The sequence below is a fragment of the Loktanella sp. Alg231-35 genome (assembly GCF_900143545.1).
Lineage (GTDB): Bacteria > Pseudomonadota > Alphaproteobacteria > Rhodobacterales > Rhodobacteraceae > Yoonia.
Window position 1 is genome coordinate 140,315 of record NZ_FREV01000006.1, and the last position, 20,842, is coordinate 161,156.

The following is a 20,842-nucleotide window of genomic DNA, read 5'->3' on the forward strand; positions in this document are numbered from 1 at the left end:
TGTCCGCATTTCCTGTCTTCCAAAGTCACCAACATGACGCAATACTCAACCCTCAAAGCGACGCAGACGGCGGGAGGGCGACATGGGTTGGATGCGAGATGAAGCTGGTCTTGGGAAATGTGCGGCAAACTATGTGCCGCTCACGCCCTTGTCGCATTTGCAACGGGCCGCATTGATTTTTGCTGATCGCGAGGCTGTTGTGTATGGCAAAACCCGGCTGAGCTATGCGGAATACTACAGACGCGTGTCGCGGCTTGCTTCGGCTCTAACGAAGGTCGGTGTGAAACCGGGTGACGTCGTCGCAACAATCCTGCCCAATATTCCTGCCCAATCCGAGGCCGCCTTTGGCGTGCCAGCATGCGGGGCGGTGTTGAACACGATCAACACACGGCTGGATGTGGATACGGTGGCCTACATCTTTGATCACGGCGAGGCAAAGGTCGCCCTTGTTGACAGCCAGTTCCTGCCAATGGTCATGGCCGCCATCGACCTGATGGAAGGCCCAGCCCCGTTGATCATCGAAGTGCCTGACGATCAGGCAGGCGTGCATGCAATGGGAGAGCAACAGGATTATGAAGAATTCCTTGCCACAGGCGACCCAGAGTTTGCGTGGCACCTGCCCGAAGACGAATGGGAAAGCCTCGCGCTGAACTACACCTCTGGCACAACGGGGCGACCCAAAGGCGTGGTCTACCACCACCGCGGCGCTTATCTGATGACAATGGGTACGCCGATCAGCTGGGAACTGCCGCTGTTCATGCGGTATTTGCAAATCGTGCCGCTGTTCCACTGCAATGGTTGGAACCACACGTGGATGATGCCATCGCTTGGTGGCACGGTGGTGTGCTGCCGCGATATTTCGGCCAAGGCGATCTATGACGCGATTGGCGACGAAGGTGTCACGCATTTTGGCGGGGCGCCCATTGTTCTGAACCTCATCGTGAATGCAAAGCAAGAGGATCGGCGCAGCTTTGACCATGTGGTCGAGGTGTTCACCGCAGGCGCGCCACCCGCCCCGGCAACTTTGTCCGCAATTGGCAAGCTGGGCTTCAACGTCAAACAGGTTTACGGGCTGACCGAAACCTACGGGCATGTGACCGAATGCATTTGGGATGGTGCTTGGGATACGCTGTCGGAAGACGAACAATCCGCCATCAAAGCACGCCAGGGCGTGGCCTTTCCAATGATGGAAGATGTGACAGTCGTAGATGAACACATGGGTCAGGTGGCGCGGGATGGCGCGACGCAGGGCGAGATCGTGATGCGCGGCAATGCGGTGATGAAAGGCTATCTGAAAAATCCTGAGGCCACGCAAAAGGCCTTCTCTGGTGGCTATTTCCATTCCGAAGACCTCGCCATTCAACACCTCGGCGGGGCGATCCAGATATCGGATCGCGCCAAGGACATCATCATCTCGGGCGGTGAAAACATCAGCTCGGTTGAAGTTGAAGGCGCGCTGATGCACCACCCGGCTGTCAATCTTTGCGCCGTCGTGGCCAAGCCCGATGACAAATGGGGCGAAGTGCCTTGTGCATTTGTTGAGCTCAAGGATGGTGCAAGCGCTGATGAAGCCGAAATGATCGCTTTCACGCGCGAACGTCTGGCCGGTTTCAAATGCCCCAAGACGGTCGTGTTTCAGGAACTGCCCAAAACATCGACGGGTAAGATACAGAAGTTTGAGCTTAGAAAGTTGGCGAAAGCTCTGTGAGCCATCGCCCGGATGCCTCGGGCGCTGCTGCATATCCTTTGGGGTGTGACACAGTTTCCAACATGACAATCTGCGCCCGCCGCGTTACCTTTGGCGAAAAAGGCGGTTGGGCAGATGACAGCACTGGACAAATACGTGCGGCTGGAAAGCGACGCGTTGTGGCGGGCGAGCCCTGACGCGCAGCGCCGCGATGTCACGATTTCCTTTGGCGATGCCACATTGGTGATCGCCGATGGCGCCGGGCGCCCCCTGACCCATTGGTCGCTGCCCGCTTTGATCCGCCAGAACACCGGTGAAACCCCAGCTATCTATGCGCCGGATGATGCCGCCAGCGAGGTGCTGGAAATCGCAGACCCGACCATGATCGACGCGATTGAGGAGGTGCGCAAAGCGCTTGCCAAAACCCGCCCGCACCCCGGAAAGTTGCGGCATTGGCTGACCGGCGCGACCACGCTACTTGTCGCGGCGCTGGCCATATTCTGGCTGCCCGGTGCGCTGACGCGGCAGACCCTTGCCGTTGTACCCGCACCCAAGCGGGTCGAGATCGGAGCCACAATCCTCGGTCATATGCAAAGCACAACAGGCGTGCCGTGCCGCGCGGCCATGGCAGAACAAGCCGCGGGCAATCTGGCCACAAGGCTTTTTGGTGCGGATACAATGGCGCAGATCATCGTGCTTCCTCAACTCGCCGCTGGCAGCATTGCCCTGCCCGGCGGACTGATCGTGCTAGACGGTCAGATGCTTGCTCAGGCAAGTGACCCGGCCGCTGCTGCGGGTTTTGTTCTGGCAGCTCGTGCCGCAGTGGATGGTGATGATCCGATGCAAAGCCTGCTGGAAGGCGCAGGCCTTGGCGTCACGTTCCGGCTTTTGACAACCGGAGAGGTGCCGCAGGACATCCTACAAAATGTCGCATCCGATTTCGTGGCAACAGACCCTCAGTCGGTTGATCCGGACACCCTGCGCGCGCTGATGGCCGCAGCGCAGGTGCCGCATGCACCCTATTTGAATGCTGTTGACCAGCGCACCGGCTCTATGCCTGATCTTGGTGCGGATCCCATCAATGGCACAACCGTGCCATTGATCCTAAACGACAGCGAATGGGTGGCCTTGCAAAATATTTGCAACAACTGACCGGTTTATTTGGTGCCAAACATTCGGTCGCCCGCATCACCCAGCCCCGGCACGATGTAGCCGTTCTCGTTCAGATGGCTATCGATGGCCGCTGTCACAATCGGCACGTCAGGGTGCGCTTCTTTCATCCGCGCAATCCCTTCTGGGGCGGCAAGCAGGCACAGGAAACGAATGTTCTTGGCCCCTGCCTTTTTCAGCAAATCAATCGCTGCGACCGAAGAATTGCCGGTGGCCAGCATCGGATCAACCGCAATGACAAGGCGGTCCTCCAACTCGGTCGGGACCTTGAAGTAGTATTGGACGGGTTTGAGCGTTTCCTCGTCCCGGTAAAGCCCGACAAAGCCCACACGCGCCGAGGGGATCAGTTCAAGCACACCATCCAGAAGCCCGTTGCCCGCTCGCAGGATCGACACAAGCGCGAGCTTCTTGCCATCGATTACCGGTGCGTCCATCGGCTCTAGCGGTGTATCAATCCGGCGGGTTGTCATGGGCAGGCCGCGCGTGACCTCATAAGCCAGCAACTGGCTGATTTCACGCAGCAATTGCCGAAAGCTGGCGGTAGATGTGTCGGTCTGGCGCATCAGCGTCAGCTTGTGCTGCACCAGCGGATGGGTGACGTGGGTGACGTGTTCAGTCATTGGCAGGCTCCAGTCGTTTGGCCACGCGGGCGCGGGTATCTTCATCACAGAATGCGGCGGCAAGGGCCGTCTGGTTGAGGGTGGCAAAGTCTTCTTCATTCCAGCCAAAGGTGCGGTGTAGCATCTCGTATTCTGCCGTCATGGTGGTGTGAAAGAACGGCGGGTCATCGGTTGAAACGGTTACTTTCACGCCCCGCTCGCGGAGTTTTTCAATCGGGTGATCGGTCCAGCCCTTTACCGCCTTGAGCACGACGTTTGAGCCAGGGCAAACCTCGAGCACGACGCCCTGCTCGGCAATTTCATCCACCAGTGCGAGGTCTTCAATCGCGCCAATCCCATGCCCGACGCGGGCGACTTTCAAGTCGCGAAGGGTTTCGGCCACCATCGATGGTCCACCCCATTCACCAGCATGACAGGTCAACGGCAGGCCCGCCTCGCGGGCCATGTCAAAGCTGTAGGCATAGTCACCCGGACGCCCCACCATTTCGCCACCCGCCATGCCATAGCCGGTGATGAAATCACCAAAGGTCTCCGCCGCGCATCGGGCGGCGGGTTTGCTGGCCTCTGGTCCGAAATGGCGGATGCCGGTGACAATCCCTTTGAGCGTGATGCCCAGTTTGGCCTCTGCCTCATCAGCGGCGTCTTTCATTGCGGCAAGGTAGTCTTTCCAAGCGGCCAGATCGCCACCACCGCAAAAGTCGGGTGAAACGAAGGTTTCCATATAAACGACGCCATGGGCGGCGGTTTCTTCCAGCACCGCCATGGTCAGGCGGCGAAAATCTTGCGGCGTTTGCAAAGTTGTGCAGGCAGCCTCGTAGACCTGCAGGAAGTGATCAAAATCGCGAAAGGCATAGCCGCCATCATCAGCGAAAATGCCGCTGATATCGATGTTCTTTTCAGCGGCGAGCCCACGGATGAAGGCAGGCGGCGCGCAGCCTTCGAGATGCGTGTGCAGTTCAACTTTGGGGATTGATTGAAAACTCATAGAAAGCTGGCTCCTTCACCGGCATAGGGCACGTTAAGATGTGCCGCGACACTGGCCGCGACGTCGGTAAAGGCCACCTGACCCAGCGATTTGGCACCGATCCCATGCACGAGTACAGGCACCCGTTCGCGGGTGTGGTCGGTGCCGACCCATGTGGGATCATTTCCGTGGTCAGCTGTGACAATCATCAGATCACCTGGGCGCGCCTGCTGCAGCAACTTGCCAAGTTCAGCGTCAAACCATTCAAGATGTGCGGCATAGCCTTTGGGGTTTCGTCTGTGACCATATTCGCTGTCAAATTCCACAAGGTTGGCAAAAACAAAAGCCCCCTCTGCGGCCTCATCCATCAGATCGTGCAAATGCGCCATCAGGGCCTTGTCAGGCCCTTTGCGCAGATCATCGATCCCGTGCATCGAAAAGATGTCGCCAATCTTACCCACCGCATGCACGGTGCGCCCCGTGTTATGCACATAGTCGCACAGCGTAGGCGCGGGTGGCGCAATGGCAAAATCCCTGCGATTAGCGGTCCGTTTGAAATGCCCCACCTCACCGACAAACGGGCGGGCGATGACACGGCCCACTTTCATCTCATGCAGCATCGGGGCGAGATCGGCGCAAAGCTGGTGTAAACGCGCTAAGCCAAAGGTCTCTTCGTGGGCGGCGATCTGCAACACGCTGTCGACTGAAGTGTAACAAATCGGCCAACCGCTCTGAAGGTGGGCGGGGCCATCTTCATCAATCACGGCCGTGCCAGAGGCGTGCCGATTAGCCAGAATGCCATCGGTGCCAGCCAGCGCGCATATCCGATCAGTGACCGCTTCCGGGAACGCAGGTTCCGCCTTAGGAAAGACGTGCCATTCCCAAGGGACAGGCACGCCTGTCAACTCCCAATGGCCCGAAGGCGTGTCCTTGCCAATCGACACTTCGGTCGCAGCACCCCATGCACCAGTTGGCGTGGCGTCCAGCCCCGGTGCCACTTCGCCAGACGCCAGCCGCACCGCAGCCCCAAGACCCAGCGCATCCATCACCGGTACATGCAGGCCTGCGTCGCGCGCGATATGGGCGACAGTGTTCGCACCGGTATCTGGGTGCTCGTCATTGAAGAACTGTGCGGCATCTGGCGCGCCGCCGATCCCCACGCTGTCGATCACGATCAGAAATGCGCGTGGCATCAGGTCACCTCCTGCAAAATGAGCGGTCCAGTTGATGTTGCGCCATCACCAATTGTGACGGCGGCCTGCACAGCCATGGCCGCCGCAACCGCTGCGTCCTCATCGGCGGCATGCACGACACAAAGCGGATCGCCACGCGTAACGCTGTCGCCCAAACCAATCATCTCGGTCAGGCCAACCGCTGGGTTGATCTGATCCGTCTCGACATTGCGCCCGCCGCCAAGGCCCACAACGGCCAGTCCCAGCGCCTCACCATCGATGGCTGTGATCCGCCCCGTGGCCGGTGCCGTGACATCGCCCACGATGGGCGCTTTGGGCAAATGCGTGTGCCAGTCATGTGCCATATCAGGTGGGCCGCCAAGGGCTGTGATCATCCGGGCGAAATGCTCCATCGCTTTGCCAGAGCTGATGGCAACGGTAACCCTGTCTGCGGCATCCACCGGATCTTCGCCCTGCATGACCAGCAGCTTCGCGCATAACGCCACCGTCAGATCATATAGACGGGGTGCGGCAATCGTATTGCCCGCCAGCACCTCCATGCAGACGGCGACCTCAACAGCGTTACCCAAGGCAGGTGCCAGTGGTTCATTCATATCCGTGATCAGGGCGGCTGTCTTGCATCCGGCCCCTTTGGCCGTGTGGACCAAGGCCTGTGCAAGCTCCAACGCATCTTGGGGCGTTTTCATAAAGGCGCCCGATCCGCATTTGACATCCAGAACGAGGCTTTCCAACCCTGCCGCCAGTTTCTTGGACAGGATCGAAGCGGTGATCAGATCAACGCTTTCCACCGTGGCCGTAACATCGCGGATGGCATAAAGGCGGCGGTCGGCAGGGGCGATCTTGCCAGTAGCGCTGACAATCGCACAGCCCACATCGCTGGTGATCTGGCGCAACTGCGCCTCTGAGACATTGATGCTGAGACCGGGAATGGCTTCCAGTTTGTCCAGTGTCCCGCCAGTATGCCCAAGGCCACGCCCCGACACCATTGGCACATAGGTTCCACACGCAGCCAGTACAGGTGCGAGGATCAGTGACACGCAATCCCCCACGCCGCCCGTGGAATGCTTGTCCAACACCGGCCCCGGCAAATCCCACTGCAACACATCACCACTGTCGCGCATGCCTTGGGTCAGGGCCACCCGGCCTTCATCCGACAAACCATTCAGAACCACCGCCATGGCAAACGCCCCGGCCTGTGCGTCACTGACCGCACCATTGGCCAGACCATCCGCGAACCAGCTTAGCTGCTCCACGCTGGGGGTCTGGTGGCGGCGTACCGCCGCTATGATGGCGCGGGCATCCACGTCAGACCCGGCTCATGTAGTCAGCATCAAAACTGCCCGGCAAAAGTGCTGCAACAGTAGTTTCATGCACAATGCCGTCGGTCGTGGCCAAGGTGACCTTAACGTCGCCGGTTGCAAATTCTGCGATCTTCTGACGGCAGCCACCGCAGGGGCTCACCGGTTTGGGGCTGTCAGCAATCACGGCAATCTCGGATATCGTCGTATCGCCACCGGCCACCATCGCGGCAATGGCACCCGCCTCTGCGCAGGTACCTTCGGGATAGGCCACATTCTCGACATTGCAGCCTGTGTAGACAGTGCCGGAGGCGGCAGTCAGTGCCGCGCCAACCTTGAATTTCGAATAGGGTGCGTGGGCGTTTTCACGCACAGCACGGGCAGCAGCGATCAAGGACATGGGGCCTCCGGTCATAAGGGTCTTGGCAGAGTGTGACGGGACGCGGCAGGATGCAAGTACCTAGAGGGTTGTCACGAAGGCACCGGGCAGTGCCACCTCTAACAGTTCAAGATCATCCGATGGATCGCTGTACCGGGTCTGCATACCGGGTGGCGTGACAAAGGCATCGCCGGGCGATAGCGCGTAAGGGTCTTTGCCCTCGCCCTCCAATGTCATGGTCCCTTCCATCACAAAAGTAAAATGAATGTCGGCGTCATGACTGGCCCAAACCGGCGCCCCCTCGCCTTTGCGGATCACCTGCACGCCCGCGACATCCTTTGTATTTGCCGCAATCGTTGTATCGCGCATGATGAACCCTGGCAGGCGTGAGGGATGCCAGTCAGCCTTGGCCGCTTCATTAAAGACAAAACGCTGCCCCTGCCATTCACGGTCCGGGCGAAGGTGCGGGGTTGGCAGCTCCATCTTATGATCAATCTCAGTGACATGTTCGGCAGGCACGCCAATCTCGATCACTTCAATGCCGTCAGAGGCCTCAAGCACCCGATGTCGGATTTCAGGCGGCTGGATAAAGCAATCGCCCGCCGTCAGACGGATCGGCGGGCCTTGATCTTCATAAACCACATCAACCCATCCGCGATAACAAAAGATCAGCTGAAACCCGACCTTGTGAAAATGCACCATATCGGGAACCGGACCACCATCGGGGATGCGGATATGGCTGGCAATGATCGAGCCGCCCAAGCGGCTGGGGATCAGATCGCGGTACTGCATGCCTGCGCGGCCAATCACCCAAGGGGCCTGATCGGCAAGACGGCGCACGACAAAGGCGTGATCGGTTTCTGGCAATGTCAGCGGCGGATTAAGCGGATGTACTTCAACCGCCGTTCCACCCGGTGCCGTCAGCCTAGTCTGACCATCTGCAAAGTTAGGATCATCCGTCAGAATGCGCAGGATGCCCGGTGCACCGCTGACGCCCTGATCCAACCGCACGCGCAACCCATGGCCAGAGTAGACGGCGACCGAAGGATCATCAGCCGGATAGATCATATCCAACCGCATCCCCAGCGTGCCCCCGAAAAAACCAAGGTCAGCACGCAGATTTACCGTGGGCAGGCACACCTCGGCGCGGGTATCTGTATTCTCTGTCATGGTTTTGCACCCTGTCTTTGCGATCAGAAATTTGCAAGGGTGGGCCATCCAACAGCCCTGACGGAATGGGGCTTTCGTTGGATCAGGAAAATGGTTTAATGTTAAACCATTCTGGAGGACGAAGATGACTGACACTGCAAAAGAACGCCAGCGCCAAGCCGCATTGGACTATCACAAGTTCCCCAAACCTGGAAAACTCGAAATCCGCGCGACCAAGCCGATGGCCAACGGGCGCGACCTTGCCCGCGCCTATTCGCCCGGCGTCGCCGAAGCCTGCATTGAAATCAAAGAGGACGCAGACACGGCCCGCGATTATACTGCGCGCGGCAATCTTGTGGCTGTTGTTACCAACGGCTCTGCTGTGTTGGGGCTTGGCAATATCGGGGCGCTCGCGTCCAAACCGGTGATGGAAGGCAAGGCGGTCCTCTTTAAGAAATTCGCCAATATCGACTGCTTTGATATTGAGCTGAACGAACCTGATCCCGAAAAGCTCGCAGATATTGTCTGCGCGTTGGAACCCACATTCGGGGCGATCAACCTTGAAGACATCAAGGCACCCGACTGTTTCATCGTCGAAAAGCTCTGCAATGAGCGAATGAATATCCCTGTTTTCCACGACGACCAGCACGGCACTGCCATTGTTGTTGGTGCGGCAGCGACCAATGCGCTGCGTGTCGCTGATAAGAAATTCGAAGATATCAAAATTGTCAGCACCGGTGGTGGTGCCGCCGGCATTGCCTGCCTGAACATGCTGCTCAAACTCGGGGTGAAGCGCGAGAACGTCTATCTGTGCGATATCGAAGGCCTAGTCTATGAAGGCCGCGAGGAAGACATGACGCCACAAAAGGCGGCCTATGCCCAAGGCAACAAGCCCGCCACCCTTGGCGATGTGATTGCGGATGCGGATCTGTTTCTTGGCCTCTCTGGACCCGGTGTTCTCAAACCTGAAATGGTCAAGAAGATGGCCAATCGCCCCATCATCTTTGCCCTTGCCAATCCCAACCCTGAAATCAGTCCCGAAGATGCCCGCGCCGCCAACCCTGACGCCATCATCGCCACCGGGCGCAGCGATTTTCCCAATCAGGTGAATAACGTGCTGTGCTTCCCTTTCATCTTCCGGGGCGCATTGGATGTGGGCGCGACCGAGATTAACGACGCAATGAAGATCGCTTGCGTGGAAGGCATCGCCGCCCTCGCCCGCGCCACCACAAGTGCCGAGGCTGCGGCAGCCTATAAAGGCGAACAGCTAACGTTTGGACCAGAATACCTGATCCCCAAACCCTTTGACCCGCGCCTGATGGGTGTTGTGGCCAGTGCCGTGGCAGGTGCTGCGACTGAAACCGGCGTTGCCAAACGCCCGGTCGCTGACATGGAGGCCTATAAGGCCAACCTTGACGGCTCGGTCTTCAAATCCGCCATGATTATGCGCCCTGTTTTTGATGCAGCCCGGACGGCCGAACGCCGCATCGTCTTTGCCGAAGGCGAGGACGAGCGCGTCCTGCGCGCCAGCCAAGCGATCATGGAAGAGACCACCGACCTGCCAATCCTTATCGGTCGCCCGGAGGTGATCGAGCGGCGTTGTGAGCGGGCTGGTCTGAAAATCCGGCCCGGCGTGGATTTCAGCATCGTGAACCCCGAAAACGATCCGCGTTATCGCGACTATTGGGGCACCTATCATGATCTGATGGCACGCAAAGGCGTCACACCCGATCTGGCCAAGGCGATCATGCGCACCAACACCACCGCCATTGCCGCAGTCATGGTGCAACGCGGCGAGGCTGACAGCATGATCTGTGGCACCTTTGGACAGTACCTTTGGCACCTCAATTATGTGTGTGAGATCCTCGGTAGTGAAGCCTTTCATCCGGTTGCCGCCCTGTCGTTGATGATCCTCGAAGATGGGCCGCTTTTTGTGGCCGACACCCAAGTCCACCCAGAGCCAACGCCAGAACAAATTTCCGAAGCCGTCATCGGGGCGGCACGCCATGTGCGCCGCTTTGGGGTTGATCCGAAAATTGCGCTGTGTTCACACAGCCAGTTCGGCAATCTCGACAGCGACAGTGGGCGGCGGATGCGGGCGGCAATGGCGATCCTTGATAGTGCGCCGCGCGATTTTGATTATGAAGGCGAAATGCATGTGGATGCGGCATTGGACGTCGAACTGCGCAATCGTGTTTTCCCTGCTGCGCATTTGCCCGGCCCCGCCAACACGCTGATTTTTGCCAACACTGATGCGGCCTCGGGCGTGCGCAATGCGCTCAAACTCAAGGCAGGCGGTCTTGAGGTTGGCCCGATCCTCATGGGTATGGGCAACCGTTGCCATATCGTGACCCCGTCCATCACCGCACGTGGCCTGCTGAACATGTCCGCTGTCGCAGGAACGCCGGTGGCGCACTACGAATAGGCGCTGGCGGGATTGGGACAGAACCCCGCCAGCAATTTGGACTTATGGGTTCAGGTCTGCGGGGTCAGCATCCTTCACGTCGGTCCAAAGGTTTTCAGCGGTCTCGATGTAGCCGGGGATATCCTTCTGCCAAATCTCGGACACTGCGGGTGACAGGTTCAGGTACAGCCGATCGTCGACGATACGCCAGACATCCGGGTCGCCATCAAACTTGAACCCATTGGCCAGACCAAAGGCGCAGTATCCACCGTATTGCGGGGCGTATTTTTCGGGCTCAGCCTCGAACTGTGCTTTGGTTTCCTCCGAGGTGAAACGATAGACAGCGCCGTTATGCACTGCCGAGATGTTCACATCACCTTGCTGCGGTTCACCTTGGGTAAAATACGACACCGGATCGACCCCGCGTAGCGCAAGATCCGTACTGGTCACGTTCACATCGAAATCGGCCGCAAAGGCAGTGGTGGCAAGGCTGGCCGCAAGAGCAATGGCAGCGATGCCCGTTTTGAGTGCGTTTTTCATTTTGTATTTCTTTCATGTTTTCAGGCCGTGAAATGACGGCGGAGAGATCAAATCGATACGTCATCAAATGCAGTCTGAGCGTATGAAGCAGAGGGCGCTGTCGCAAATCACTTGCTGCTCACTACATTTTGCACATGGAGATAGGGTGAGATTTTCCTAATATAAAACAGCAACTTAACCCTGTATTTCTTGAGATGCGGCATATGCTGTGCACCGCCGCACAGATGGCCGCCTTGCATCTGTAAAAAGTTTTACACCGAACAGATCAATGGCGTAATCCTGTGTTGCCGAACAGTCGGCAACTGCTTAACAAATTGTTAAGGCAGGGAGGGACGCATGAGATATCACGACGTTTATGACAGCTGGAAAGGTGATCCAGAAGGCTTCTGGATGGAACAGGCCAAGGCCATCGACTGGGTCACGCCTCCGCAGAAGGCGCTGGATGACAGCAACGCCCCTCTTTATCGCTGGTTTACGGATGCAGAGGTGAACACCTGCTACAATGCTGTTGACCGTCATGTTGAAAATGGACGCGGTGATCAGGCGGCGATCATCTATGACAGCCCTGTCACTGATACCAAACGCTCAGTCTCCTACGCTGAATTGCAAACCCGCGTGGCCTCGCTTGCCGGTGCGCTGCGCGCGAAGGGCGTCGAAAAAGGCGACCGGGTGATCATCTATATGCCAATGATCCCCGAAGCGCTTGAGGCAATGCTCGCCTGCGCGCGTCTTGGTGCAATCCATTCCGTCGTGTTTGGTGGTTTTGCTGCGAACGAACTGGCCGTGCGGATCGACGATGCGACCCCCAAGGCCATCATCGCAGGCTCCTGTGGGATCGAGCCGGGGCGCGTTGTCCAATACAAGCCCCTGCTGGACGGGGCGATTGAGCTGGCAACGCACAAGCCCGACTTCACCGTGATCTTCCAACGTGAGCAGGAAGTCGCCGCGCTGATCCCCGGCCGCGACTATGACTGGCATGGCTTTCAGGCAGGCGTCGCACCTGCCGAATGTGTTCCGGTCAAAGGCGACCACCCCGCCTACATCCTTTACACCTCAGGCACGACCGGCGCACCCAAAGGCGTCGTGCGCCCGACCGCAGGGCATCTTGTCGCGCTGAACTGGACCATGAAGGCCATCTACAACGTCAACCCCGGCGAGGTCTTCTGGGCCGCCTCCGACGTCGGCTGGGTCGTGGGCCATTCTTATATCTGCTACGCACCGCTTATCCACGGCAACACCACTGTTGTGTTCGAAGGCAAGCCGATCGGCACCCCCGATGCGGGCACCTTCTGGCGGGTGATCGAAGAACATGACGTCAAATCCTTTTTCACAGCCCCCACGGCCTTTCGCGCCATCAAGCGCGAAGACCCGCAGGGCGAGATGATCAAGAATTACGACATCTCGGGCCTGCGCGCGCTTTATCTGGCGGGCGAACGGGCGGACCCCGACACCATCGAATGGGCGCAGCGCGTCATGGGCGTGCCTGTCTATGATCACTGGTGGCAGACCGAGACAGGCTATACCATTGCAGGCAACCCTGCCGGGATTGAGGCTTTGCCTGTCAAGATCGGTTCGCCGACCGTGGCAATGCCCGGCTATGATGTGCAGATTTTGGATGAAGCGGGCCATGAGATGAAACCGGGCGAACTTGGCGCCATTGCGGTCAAACTCCCCCTGCCCCCTGGTACTTTGCCGACGCTGTGGAATGCCGAAGACCGGTTCATCACATCCTACCTCAACACCTTTCCCGGCTATTATGAGACGGGCGACGCAGGCATGATCGACGAGGATGGCTATCTCTATATCATGGCGCGGACCGATGACGTGATTAACGTCGCTGGCCACAGGCTGTCGACCGGGGCGATGGAAGAAGTTCTCGCCGGACACCCGGACGTCGGTGAATGCGCAGTGATTGGCGTAACGGATGAATTGAAGGGGCAACTGCCCATGGGGTTCGTCTGCCTGAACAAAGGCTGTGACCGCAGCCATGAGGAGATCGCCAAAGAGGTCGTCAAATCCGTCCGCGACACCATCGGCCCGGTGGCAGCGTTCAAACTGGTTGCCGTTGTGGACCGACTGCCCAAGACCCGGTCAGGCAAGATTTTGCGGGCCACAATGGTCAAGATCGCGGACGGGGAAGAATTCAAGATGCCCGCGACAATTGATGATCCTGCGATTTTGGATGAGATCAGAGATGCGTTGAAGCCGATGGGGTATGCGGGGTGATAGGCTTATCAAAGAGTGAGGCAGGTGATTGTGAATTATGGCAAATGAAAGACTCTCGAATCCTCAGGATGCACTCTATTTTCAATCACTGGGCTTAGCAGTGGTCGCGTTCGCCAGGCTTGAGTGGATGGTCGTCTGGTGCAGCGAGAAACTGTCGCCTGGTTACATCAAGACAATCAAGTCGAAGAAGAAGACAGCTGGTAGGGTAGCTAAAGATGCTAGATGCATCTTTGAGCAGGCAGAGCCTAGCGTGCTTAGACATGCCTTGTTGAAAGGCGGCGACGAATTTTCCGCGTTAGTAATACGACGAAACCACCTGTTGCACGCCAACCCCGCCACCACCGAAGATGGTGATCAAAGACTCATCGATAGCGGAAAGCCGTGGCAGCCAAGCGACGTAGATGCTTTTGCAGACGAATGCACCATATTAGGGCATCAGTTCAATCGAATCTTCTACGAGCACTTAAATCAGTGTTAGCCGAAAGGTAGGGCAGCAGCCAATTGCCACCTTCAAGCAAACTGCTCTCTGATCAGCCGCTCCTCCAACCCATGTCCGGGATCAAACAGGATCCGGTGCCGCACCGCAGGCTCTGAGTGTATTTCCACACTTACCACATCGCGCACCGATTTCCCGTCAGCATCTGCCATCACCGGCCGTTTGCCCGGATCAATCACATCGAAGCGCACGACAGCTTTTTTCGGCAGCAACGCCCCACGCCAGCGTCGGGGGCGGAAGGCGGACATGGCCGTCAGCGCCAAAACGTCAGAACCAATCGGCAGGATCGGCCCGTGGGCCGAATAGTTATAGGCCGTCGAACCGGCAGGCGTGGCCACCAGCGCGCCATCGCACACCAGCTCATTCATCCGTAGCCGTCCGTCCACCGTGATCCGCAGCTTGGCGGCCTGTGGACCGGCGCGTAGCAAGCTGACTTCATTGATGGCCAAGGCCTCGTGCATTGCGCCATCCACACAAAGGGCGGTCATGGCAAGTGGATTGATCACCTCTTCTTCGGCCTCATCCAGCCGGACCTGCAAATCATCGGCATGGTATTCGTTCATCAGAAAGCCGACGGTGCCCCGGTTCATTCCGTAAACCGGCACATCCAGCCCTTGGGTCGCGTGCAGCGTCTGCAACATGAAGCCATCGCCGCCCAAGGCCACAATCACATCCGCCTCCGGCTGGGGCACATCGCCATGCTTTGCGGCCAAGGCCTGCAAGGCCGACTGCGCAAGGGGCACAGGGCTGGCGACAAAGGCGATCTTGGGGCGCGGCATGGCAAAAAACCTTTCAGTTCCGATAAGTTGTGCGGGCATCACACACGAAACGCAAGGTGCCGATACGAAACGCATATGACGCACTCATAAAGATCATGGTCGTTTTGCAGCTTTAGGACAGGGGTTTCCTCGGCTATGAGGGCGCAACGACACAACATAATTGCTTGCCTGAAGGGGATGCACCCATGAACGCCACAGTCCGCGACGACGGCTTTTTCACCGAAACACTTGAGACCCGCGATCCCGCGATCCACGCCGCAATGCAGGCAGAGCTTAAGCGCCAGCGCAAAGAGATCGAGCTGATTGCCTCTGAAAACATCGTTTCTGCCGCCGTCATGGAAGCGCAGGGCGGCGTCATGACGAACAAATACGCCGAAGGGTATCCCGGTCGCCGCTACTATGGCGGATGTGAGCATGTGGACGTGGCCGAGAACCTCGCCATTGAGCGCGCCAAGCAGCTATTCAATTGTGAGTTTGCGAATGTGCAGGCCAATTCCGGCTCGCAAGCCAACCAAGGTGTGTTTCAGGCGCTTCTCCAACCCGGTGACACTATCCTTGGTATGTCGCTGGACGCGGGCGGCCACCTGACCCACGGGGCCAAGCCGAACCAGTCCGGCAAATGGTTCAACGCCGTCCAATACGGTGTACGCCAGCAGGACAGCATGTTGGACTATGACGAGGTCCAGCGCCTTGCGACCGAACATCAGCCCAAGATGATCATCGCCGGTGGCTCTGCCATCCCGCGCATCATCGACTTCGCCAAAATGCGCGAAATCGCAGATAGTGTCGGCGCGTATCTGATGGTCGATATGGCCCACTTTGCGGGCCTCGTGGCCTGCGGCCTCTACCCGTCCCCCTTTCCACATGCGCATGTTGCCACAACAACAACACATAAAACTCTGCGCGGGCCGCGTGGCGGCATGATCGTTACCAATGACGAAACCATCGCCAAGAAATGCAATTCCGCCATCTTCCCCGGCATTCAAGGCGGTCCCCTGATGCACGTTATTGCAGGTAAAGCTGTGGCCTTTGGCGAAGCGCTGCGCCCTGAATTCAAAACCTATCAGGAACAGGTTGTGAAGAACGCGCAAGCGCTGGCCGATCAGCTTATGAAGGGTGGCCTTGATATCGTCACAGGCGGCACGGACACGCACGTCATGCTGGTGGACCTGCGCCCCAAGGGAGTGAAAGGCAATGCCACCGAAAAGGCCTTGGGCCGCGCCCATATCACTTGCAACAAGAACGGCATCCCGTTTGATCCTGAAAAGCCTATGGTCACATCCGGCATCCGCCTAGGTTCGCCTGCGGGCACGACGCGTGGCTTTGGCGAGGTCGAGTTCCGCCAGATCGCCGATTGGATTGTGGAAGTGACCGAAGGGCTGGCCGCAAACGGTGAAGACAACAACGGTGCCGTTGAGGCAAAGGTGAAAGCCGAGGTCGAAGCGCTCTGCGACCGTTTCCCAATCTACCCAACGCTCTGAAAAAACCCGCAGCGCGGGGGCTGATCACACAAACCCGCGCTGCACCAGCACAAACAACACGACTGCCCCGGTCACAAGCAAGGCAAAGGCAATCGATGCGATCATATTGAGCGCCGCCGTCCGCCGCTGTGCGCCCAGATCAATCCCGCTCAAAAAACCAAGCACCCGACGATGCGCCTGTTTGGCCCGCGCCATATCGACCGTGCGGGCCAGTTTAGGGTTCTGAGCCAAGGCCGCGGCCTGCGCCAGATAACTGGCATCACTGCGCACCCGGCGGGGCAGCAGGCGGCCCGCCTTAGCGATCTGCGCCATTAGCGACGGGCCACGCACCCGCAGCTTGCCCTCCATCGCCGCGCGCACCTCGTCCACCATCTGTTGCAATGTCATCGCCATGTTGACCCGGTAATTGCTCGCGGCGATTTGCTCAATCCCTCTGGTCCCTGCTCGCGCGGAAGGCTACCAGTAGATGCATGTTGAACACGGTACGATATGACGGGCCGGGCGATGTGCCCTTGGTGATTGCGCATGGGCTGTTTGGGTCGGCGCGGAACTGGGGGGTGATCGCCAAGCGGCTCTCGGCCACGCGGCCTGTGATCGCGGTGGATATGCGTAACCATGGCGAAAGCCCTTGGTCCGAGAGCCACAGCTACCCCGACCTTGCCCAGGACCTTGCGGATGTGATCGACGGTCAAGCCGACGTGCTGGGGCATTCCATGGGGGGGAAGGCCGCGATGGTGCTGGCCTTGCAAAACCCCGCGTTGGTGCGCCGCCTGATCGTCGCCGACATCGCCCCTGTCGCCTATGGCCACACACAGATCGGCCCGATTGAAGCGATGCGACAGGTGGACCTGCAATCGATCAACAACCGTGCCGAGGCCAAGGTGCAACTGACAGGTCTTGAACCGGGTGTGGATGACTTTCTACTGCAAAGCCTTGATCTGAAAGAGAAACGCTGGAAATTGAACCTTGACGTGCTGAGTGCGGAGATGGACAAGATCATCGGCTTTCCCGATGTGACGGGCCGTTTCGACGGACCGACGCTGTTTTTATCGGGGGCGAACTCTGACTATGTGCAGCGGGACGCGCGGCCCGCAATCAAAGACCTGCTCCCGAGCGCCAAATTCGCGAAAATCCCCGGAGCCGGGCACTGGCTGCATGCAGAGAAACCGCGAGAGTTCGAGGCGGCGGTGGCGACTTTCCTGAGTTAAAGCGCAACTATCTTGCCCGGATCAACGCGGGCGGCTAGGCTAAGCAAAACAGTCTGAACAAAGAGGTTCTCCATGCTCCGTATCGCCCTAGTCCTCACCGTCCTTGGCCTGTCCGCCTGCGAAACCGTGCAAGGGGTTGGCCGGGATATCACAAATGCTGGGCAAGCGGTAGAGAATGCGCTGTAGGGTGGGTGCAGCCACGCAGAGGTGCCTAACTGTCTGGAAGCTGCTCGACTAAGCACTTAATTGCTGGGATCGTTTCATCAATGTATCCCAGTGCCTCATTTGGGCTTGGAAACACATCGGTTCGATGAGCGCAAAGATTTCTTCGATGCAGCAAGCCGTGAAGAGTCTTCATATCGGACTTGCTGATAACCTTTGCGGCTTTAAGCGCCTCGATTATTGCGTAGTCACCGCGTTCATCCGATAGACTTGTTTTGTCGGTAAAAATCCACTTGTCCCGCACTAGCTTGATTGAGACAATATGCTGGACGGAGATATCTAACAACAAATCCGCCAACGCCGTCCATGCCAAAACAAACGCCGCTTGGTTCAACCCAGCCTCGACACACCTGACGGCCTGCTTCAATGCATCAGCTTGAGAAAACGATAGCTCTGATACTTTTCTGAGCGACTCGTGAGCATTGTACACGCGTGATGCAATCGCTTCCTCTGAGCCACCAAGTATTTTAGAAACCTCTGCCTCAAATGCTTCGAGCTTTGAAAGCCACTCAGCAACCTCAGTCATATTAGTCCGTGTTTTTTCATGGCTGCAAAGAACTTGTCATAAACCTCACCGGAAGCGTCTGACGGTAGTTGCAGCTGAATGTTTAGATTGACCGCGCTGCGCCCAGGCAAAGCCGGGATGGGTGGCTTAGATTTCGTTTCAAGATCACCCTTGGTTTTGTCACTTGCTTTATCTGCCTGTGCTTCATCGGTGAAGTTTTGTTCGTCCGATTGATCTTCAAATTTCGAAAGGTCCCTTACTGCAATGAACGCATTCACCATCCGGCTGATACTCTCCGCATCTGCATCAGAGTTACCGCGGAAAAAGTTCGCGAGTGCTTCTTCGTCTCTCAAATGAGCATCTGGATAGAAATCGAATACGTCTGCGTAGCCTTGCGTAAGGCCGTCGGCCAGCGCTTTACCCATATCAGTTCGGAGTTTGCCCCATAGCTCGGTTGGACCTCCTCCACGCTTTGCTTCGACCAAGCCAATAAACTTAATCGCCGCCAAAAAATTCAATTCGTATGAACTCTTGTAACCCAGCTTCTTAATATAGGCTAAATCAACGGAAGACGGCCTACCGACACCACCAAGTGTTTTTAGGAATTCTTGATATTTCTCGACTACATATATTTGAGGATAACTTGACATGACCCATCTCCCAAATTCGGCAACATACACTACCGCAGGTTGCGTCAGGTTACAACATGTAGTTACCCATCCATCTTCAACGCCGAAATAAACGCCTCTTGCGGGATATCCACCTTACCGAATTGTCTCATCTTTTTCTTACCCGCCTTCTGCTTATCCAGCAGCTTGCGTTTCCGCGTGGCGTCGCCGCCATAGCATTTGGCCGTCACGTCTTTGCGCAGTGCTGATAGCGTCTCGCGGGCGATGACTTTGCCGCCAATCGCCGCTTGGATCGGGATTTTGAACATGTGGCGGGGAATCAGGTCTTTGAGCTTTTCGACCATCGCACGCCCGCGCATTTCTGCCCGGTCGCGGTGCACCATCATCGACAGCGCATCAACTGGTTCGTCGTTTACCAGCACAGACATTTTCACCAGATTGTCCTGTTGATAGCCCGTCATCTGATAGTCGAAACTCGCATAGCCCTTGGTCACCGATTTCAGGCGGTCGTAGAAATCGAACACCACCTCGTTCAGAGGCAGGTCATAGACAACCATGGCCCGCGAGCCCGCATAGGTCAGGTCCTGTTGCACGCCGCGCCGATCCTGACACAGCTTCAGCACATCGCCGAGGTATTCATCTGGCACAAGGATCGTCGCCTTGATCCGCGGTTCCTCTAGGTGGTCCACATGGGTCATATCGGGCATGTCGGCGGGGTTGTGCAGCTCGATCATTTCGCCATCGCGCATATAGACGTGGTAAACGACCGAGGGCGCGGTCGTGATCAGTTCGATGTTATATTCGCGTTCAATCCGGTCGCGGATCACCTCAAGGTGCAGCAACCCGAGGAAGCCGCAGCGGAACCCAAAGCCCAGCGCCGCTGACGTTTCCATTTCGTTACTGAAGGACGCGTCGTTCAGCGCGAGTTTCTCAATCGCGTCGCGCAAGTCTTCGAATTCGGAACTGTCTACGGGGAACAGCCCGCAGAAGACCACCGGTTGCGCGGGCTTAAAGCCGGGCAATGCGACCTCGGTCCCCTTACGCTCTGACGTGATCGTGTCGCCAACCCGCGTGTCGCGCACCTGCTTGATCGATGCGGTGATGAACCCGATCTCGCCCGGTCCCAGTTCGGTGACGTCCTGCATTTGCGGCCGGAACACGCCGATCTTGTCGATCCCATGGATCGTACCGTTGGACATGAATTTGACGCGGTCGTTTTTCTTCATGGTGCCATCAATGATCCGCACCAGAACGATGACACCGAGGTAGCTGTCGTACCAGCTATCGACCAGCATCGCCTTCAGCGGTGCGGCGCGGTCGCCCTTGGGTGCTGGCAGCAGGTTGACGATAGCCTCAAGTGTTTCTTTGATGCCGATGCCTGTTTTGGCTGACACTTGGATCGCCCCTGATGCGTCGATCCCGATGACGTCTTCGATCTGTTCGGCGACCCTGTCACATTCTGCGGCGGGCAGGTCAATCTTGTTCAGCACAGGCACGATTTCATGATCGGCATCAATGGCTTGGTAGACATTGGCGAGCGTTTGCGCTTCGACCCCTTGGGTGCTGTCAACGACCAACAAGGACCCTTCGACGGCGCGCATCGACCGACTAACTTCATAGGCGAAATCGACGTGGCCGGGAGTGTCGATCAGGTTGAGGACATAATCCTCACCATTATCGGCTTTGTAGTCGATCCGCACCGTGTTGGCCTTGATCGTGATCCCGCGCTCACGCTCAATATCCATACTGTCAAGAAGCTGCGCCTTCATATCGCGATCAGCCACCGTGTTGGTGGACTGGATCAAGCGGTCAGCAAGCGTCGATTTGCCGTGGTCGATATGGGCCACGATGGAGAAATTACGGATGTGCGATAGGTCTGTCATGGCAGGGAT

At 57.7% G+C, this 20,842-nt stretch carries 20 protein-coding genes; 8 read left to right on the forward strand and 12 right to left on the reverse strand.

What is annotated here, in order from left to right; translation table 11 throughout:
• Positions 1-82 precede the first annotated feature (82 nt).
• Positions 83-1,708 carry an AMP-binding protein gene (locus tag DHN10_RS15350; RefSeq protein ID WP_108816221.1) on the forward strand — a complete coding sequence of 542 codons (1,626 nt, stop codon included), beginning with the start codon at positions 83-85 and terminating at the stop codon, positions 1,706-1,708.
• 114 nt (positions 1,709-1,822) lie between these two features.
• Positions 1,823-2,839 (forward strand): hypothetical protein, encoded by a 1,017-nt coding sequence (locus tag DHN10_RS15355; RefSeq protein WP_108816222.1) that lies wholly within the window; start codon positions 1,823-1,825, stop codon positions 2,837-2,839.
• Positions 2,840-2,844: 5 nt separating this feature from the next.
• Here DHN10_RS15355 and upp read toward each other — a convergent pair whose 3' ends face one another.
• From upp to DHN10_RS15385, 6 genes are read right to left on the reverse strand one after another with little or no spacing between them, the layout of a single operon-like run.
• Positions 2,845-3,477, reverse strand: a complete 633-nt coding sequence (upp, locus tag DHN10_RS15360; RefSeq protein WP_108816223.1) for a uracil phosphoribosyltransferase — start codon at positions 3,475-3,477, stop codon at positions 2,845-2,847.
• Positions 3,470-4,462 carry an adenosine deaminase gene (locus DHN10_RS15365; RefSeq protein ID WP_108816224.1) on the reverse strand — a complete coding sequence of 331 codons (993 nt, stop codon included), beginning with the start codon at positions 4,460-4,462 and terminating at the stop codon, positions 3,470-3,472. Before DHN10_RS15365 ends, upp begins: the two co-directional genes overlap by 8 nt.
• On the reverse strand, positions 4,459-5,634 hold the full coding sequence (locus DHN10_RS15370) for a phosphopentomutase (RefSeq protein ID WP_108816225.1): 1,176 nt from the start codon (positions 5,632-5,634) through the stop codon (positions 4,459-4,461). The genes DHN10_RS15365 and DHN10_RS15370 overlap by 4 nt, the downstream gene beginning before the upstream one ends.
• Positions 5,634-6,938 carry a thymidine phosphorylase gene (locus DHN10_RS15375; RefSeq protein WP_108816226.1) on the reverse strand — a complete coding sequence of 435 codons (1,305 nt, stop codon included), beginning with the start codon at positions 6,936-6,938 and terminating at the stop codon, positions 5,634-5,636. Before DHN10_RS15375 ends, DHN10_RS15370 begins: the two co-directional genes overlap by 1 nt.
• 1 nt (position 6,939) lies before the next feature.
• On the reverse strand, positions 6,940-7,332 hold the full coding sequence (locus tag DHN10_RS15380) for a cytidine deaminase (protein WP_108816227.1): 393 nt from the start codon (positions 7,330-7,332) through the stop codon (positions 6,940-6,942).
• A gap of 60 nt (positions 7,333-7,392) precedes the next feature.
• A complete protein-coding gene (locus DHN10_RS15385) occupies positions 7,393-8,481 on the reverse strand; it encodes a cupin domain-containing protein (protein WP_108816351.1) in 1,089 nt (362 codons plus the stop codon).
• A 124-nt stretch (positions 8,482-8,605) separates the two neighbouring features.
• On the opposite strand from DHN10_RS15385, the gene DHN10_RS15390 reads away from it, so the two are divergent.
• On the forward strand, positions 8,606-10,885 hold the full coding sequence (locus DHN10_RS15390; RefSeq protein ID WP_108816228.1) for an NADP-dependent malic enzyme: 2,280 nt from the start codon (positions 8,606-8,608) through the stop codon (positions 10,883-10,885).
• Between the two features lie 42 nt (positions 10,886-10,927).
• Here the strand turns inward: DHN10_RS15390 and DHN10_RS15395 are convergent, their stop codons facing one another.
• Positions 10,928-11,404 (reverse strand): YHS domain-containing (seleno)protein, encoded by a 477-nt coding sequence (locus DHN10_RS15395; RefSeq protein ID WP_108816229.1) that lies wholly within the window; start codon positions 11,402-11,404, stop codon positions 10,928-10,930.
• Between the two features lie 336 nt (positions 11,405-11,740).
• Between DHN10_RS15395 and prpE the strand changes: the two genes are divergently transcribed.
• A complete protein-coding gene (gene prpE / locus DHN10_RS15400; protein WP_108816230.1) occupies positions 11,741-13,630 on the forward strand; it encodes a propionate-CoA ligase PrpE in 1,890 nt (629 codons plus the stop codon).
• A gap of 37 nt (positions 13,631-13,667) precedes the next feature.
• A complete protein-coding gene (locus DHN10_RS15405) occupies positions 13,668-14,108 on the forward strand; it encodes a hypothetical protein (protein WP_199910693.1) in 441 nt (146 codons plus the stop codon).
• 32 nt (positions 14,109-14,140) lie between these two features.
• On the opposite strand, the gene DHN10_RS15410 is transcribed toward DHN10_RS15405, so the two are convergent.
• Positions 14,141-14,905 carry an NAD kinase gene (locus DHN10_RS15410; RefSeq protein WP_108816231.1) on the reverse strand — a complete coding sequence of 255 codons (765 nt, stop codon included), beginning with the start codon at positions 14,903-14,905 and terminating at the stop codon, positions 14,141-14,143.
• Positions 14,906-15,090: 185 nt separating this feature from the next.
• Between DHN10_RS15410 and glyA the strand changes: the two genes are divergently transcribed.
• Positions 15,091-16,386, forward strand: coding sequence for a serine hydroxymethyltransferase (gene glyA, locus DHN10_RS15415; RefSeq protein ID WP_108816232.1), 1,296 nt, complete (start codon positions 15,091-15,093; stop codon positions 16,384-16,386).
• 24 nt (positions 16,387-16,410) lie between these two features.
• On the opposite strand, the gene DHN10_RS15420 is transcribed toward glyA, so the two are convergent.
• Entirely contained in the window at positions 16,411-16,779 is a 369-nt protein-coding gene (locus DHN10_RS15420) for a hypothetical protein (RefSeq protein WP_108816233.1), read from the reverse strand.
• A gap of 77 nt (positions 16,780-16,856) precedes the next feature.
• On the opposite strand from DHN10_RS15420, the gene DHN10_RS15425 reads away from it, so the two are divergent.
• Both DHN10_RS15425 and DHN10_RS15430 read left to right on the forward strand, forming a co-directional pair.
• On the forward strand, positions 16,857-17,594 hold the full coding sequence (locus tag DHN10_RS15425; protein WP_108816234.1) for an alpha/beta fold hydrolase: 738 nt from the start codon (positions 16,857-16,859) through the stop codon (positions 17,592-17,594).
• Between the two features lie 72 nt (positions 17,595-17,666).
• The gene (locus DHN10_RS15430; RefSeq protein WP_108816235.1) at positions 17,667-17,780 is read left to right on the forward strand and encodes an entericidin A/B family lipoprotein; all 114 of its coding nucleotides are present in this window, start codon (positions 17,667-17,669) and stop codon (positions 17,778-17,780) included.
• Between the two features lie 25 nt (positions 17,781-17,805).
• Here the strand turns inward: DHN10_RS15430 and DHN10_RS15435 are convergent, their stop codons facing one another.
• From DHN10_RS15435 to lepA, 3 genes are all read right to left on the reverse strand, one after another.
• On the reverse strand, positions 17,806-18,342 hold the full coding sequence (locus DHN10_RS15435) for a hypothetical protein (RefSeq protein ID WP_108816236.1): 537 nt from the start codon (positions 18,340-18,342) through the stop codon (positions 17,806-17,808).
• Positions 18,339-18,971 (reverse strand): DUF5343 domain-containing protein, encoded by a 633-nt coding sequence (locus tag DHN10_RS19765; RefSeq protein ID WP_159087017.1) that lies wholly within the window; start codon positions 18,969-18,971, stop codon positions 18,339-18,341. The genes DHN10_RS15435 and DHN10_RS19765 overlap by 4 nt, the downstream gene beginning before the upstream one ends.
• Positions 18,972-19,033: 62 nt before the next feature.
• The gene (lepA, locus tag DHN10_RS15445; protein ID WP_108816238.1) at positions 19,034-20,833 is read right to left on the reverse strand and encodes a translation elongation factor 4; all 1,800 of its coding nucleotides are present in this window, start codon (positions 20,831-20,833) and stop codon (positions 19,034-19,036) included.
• Positions 20,834-20,842: the final 9 nt, after the last annotated feature.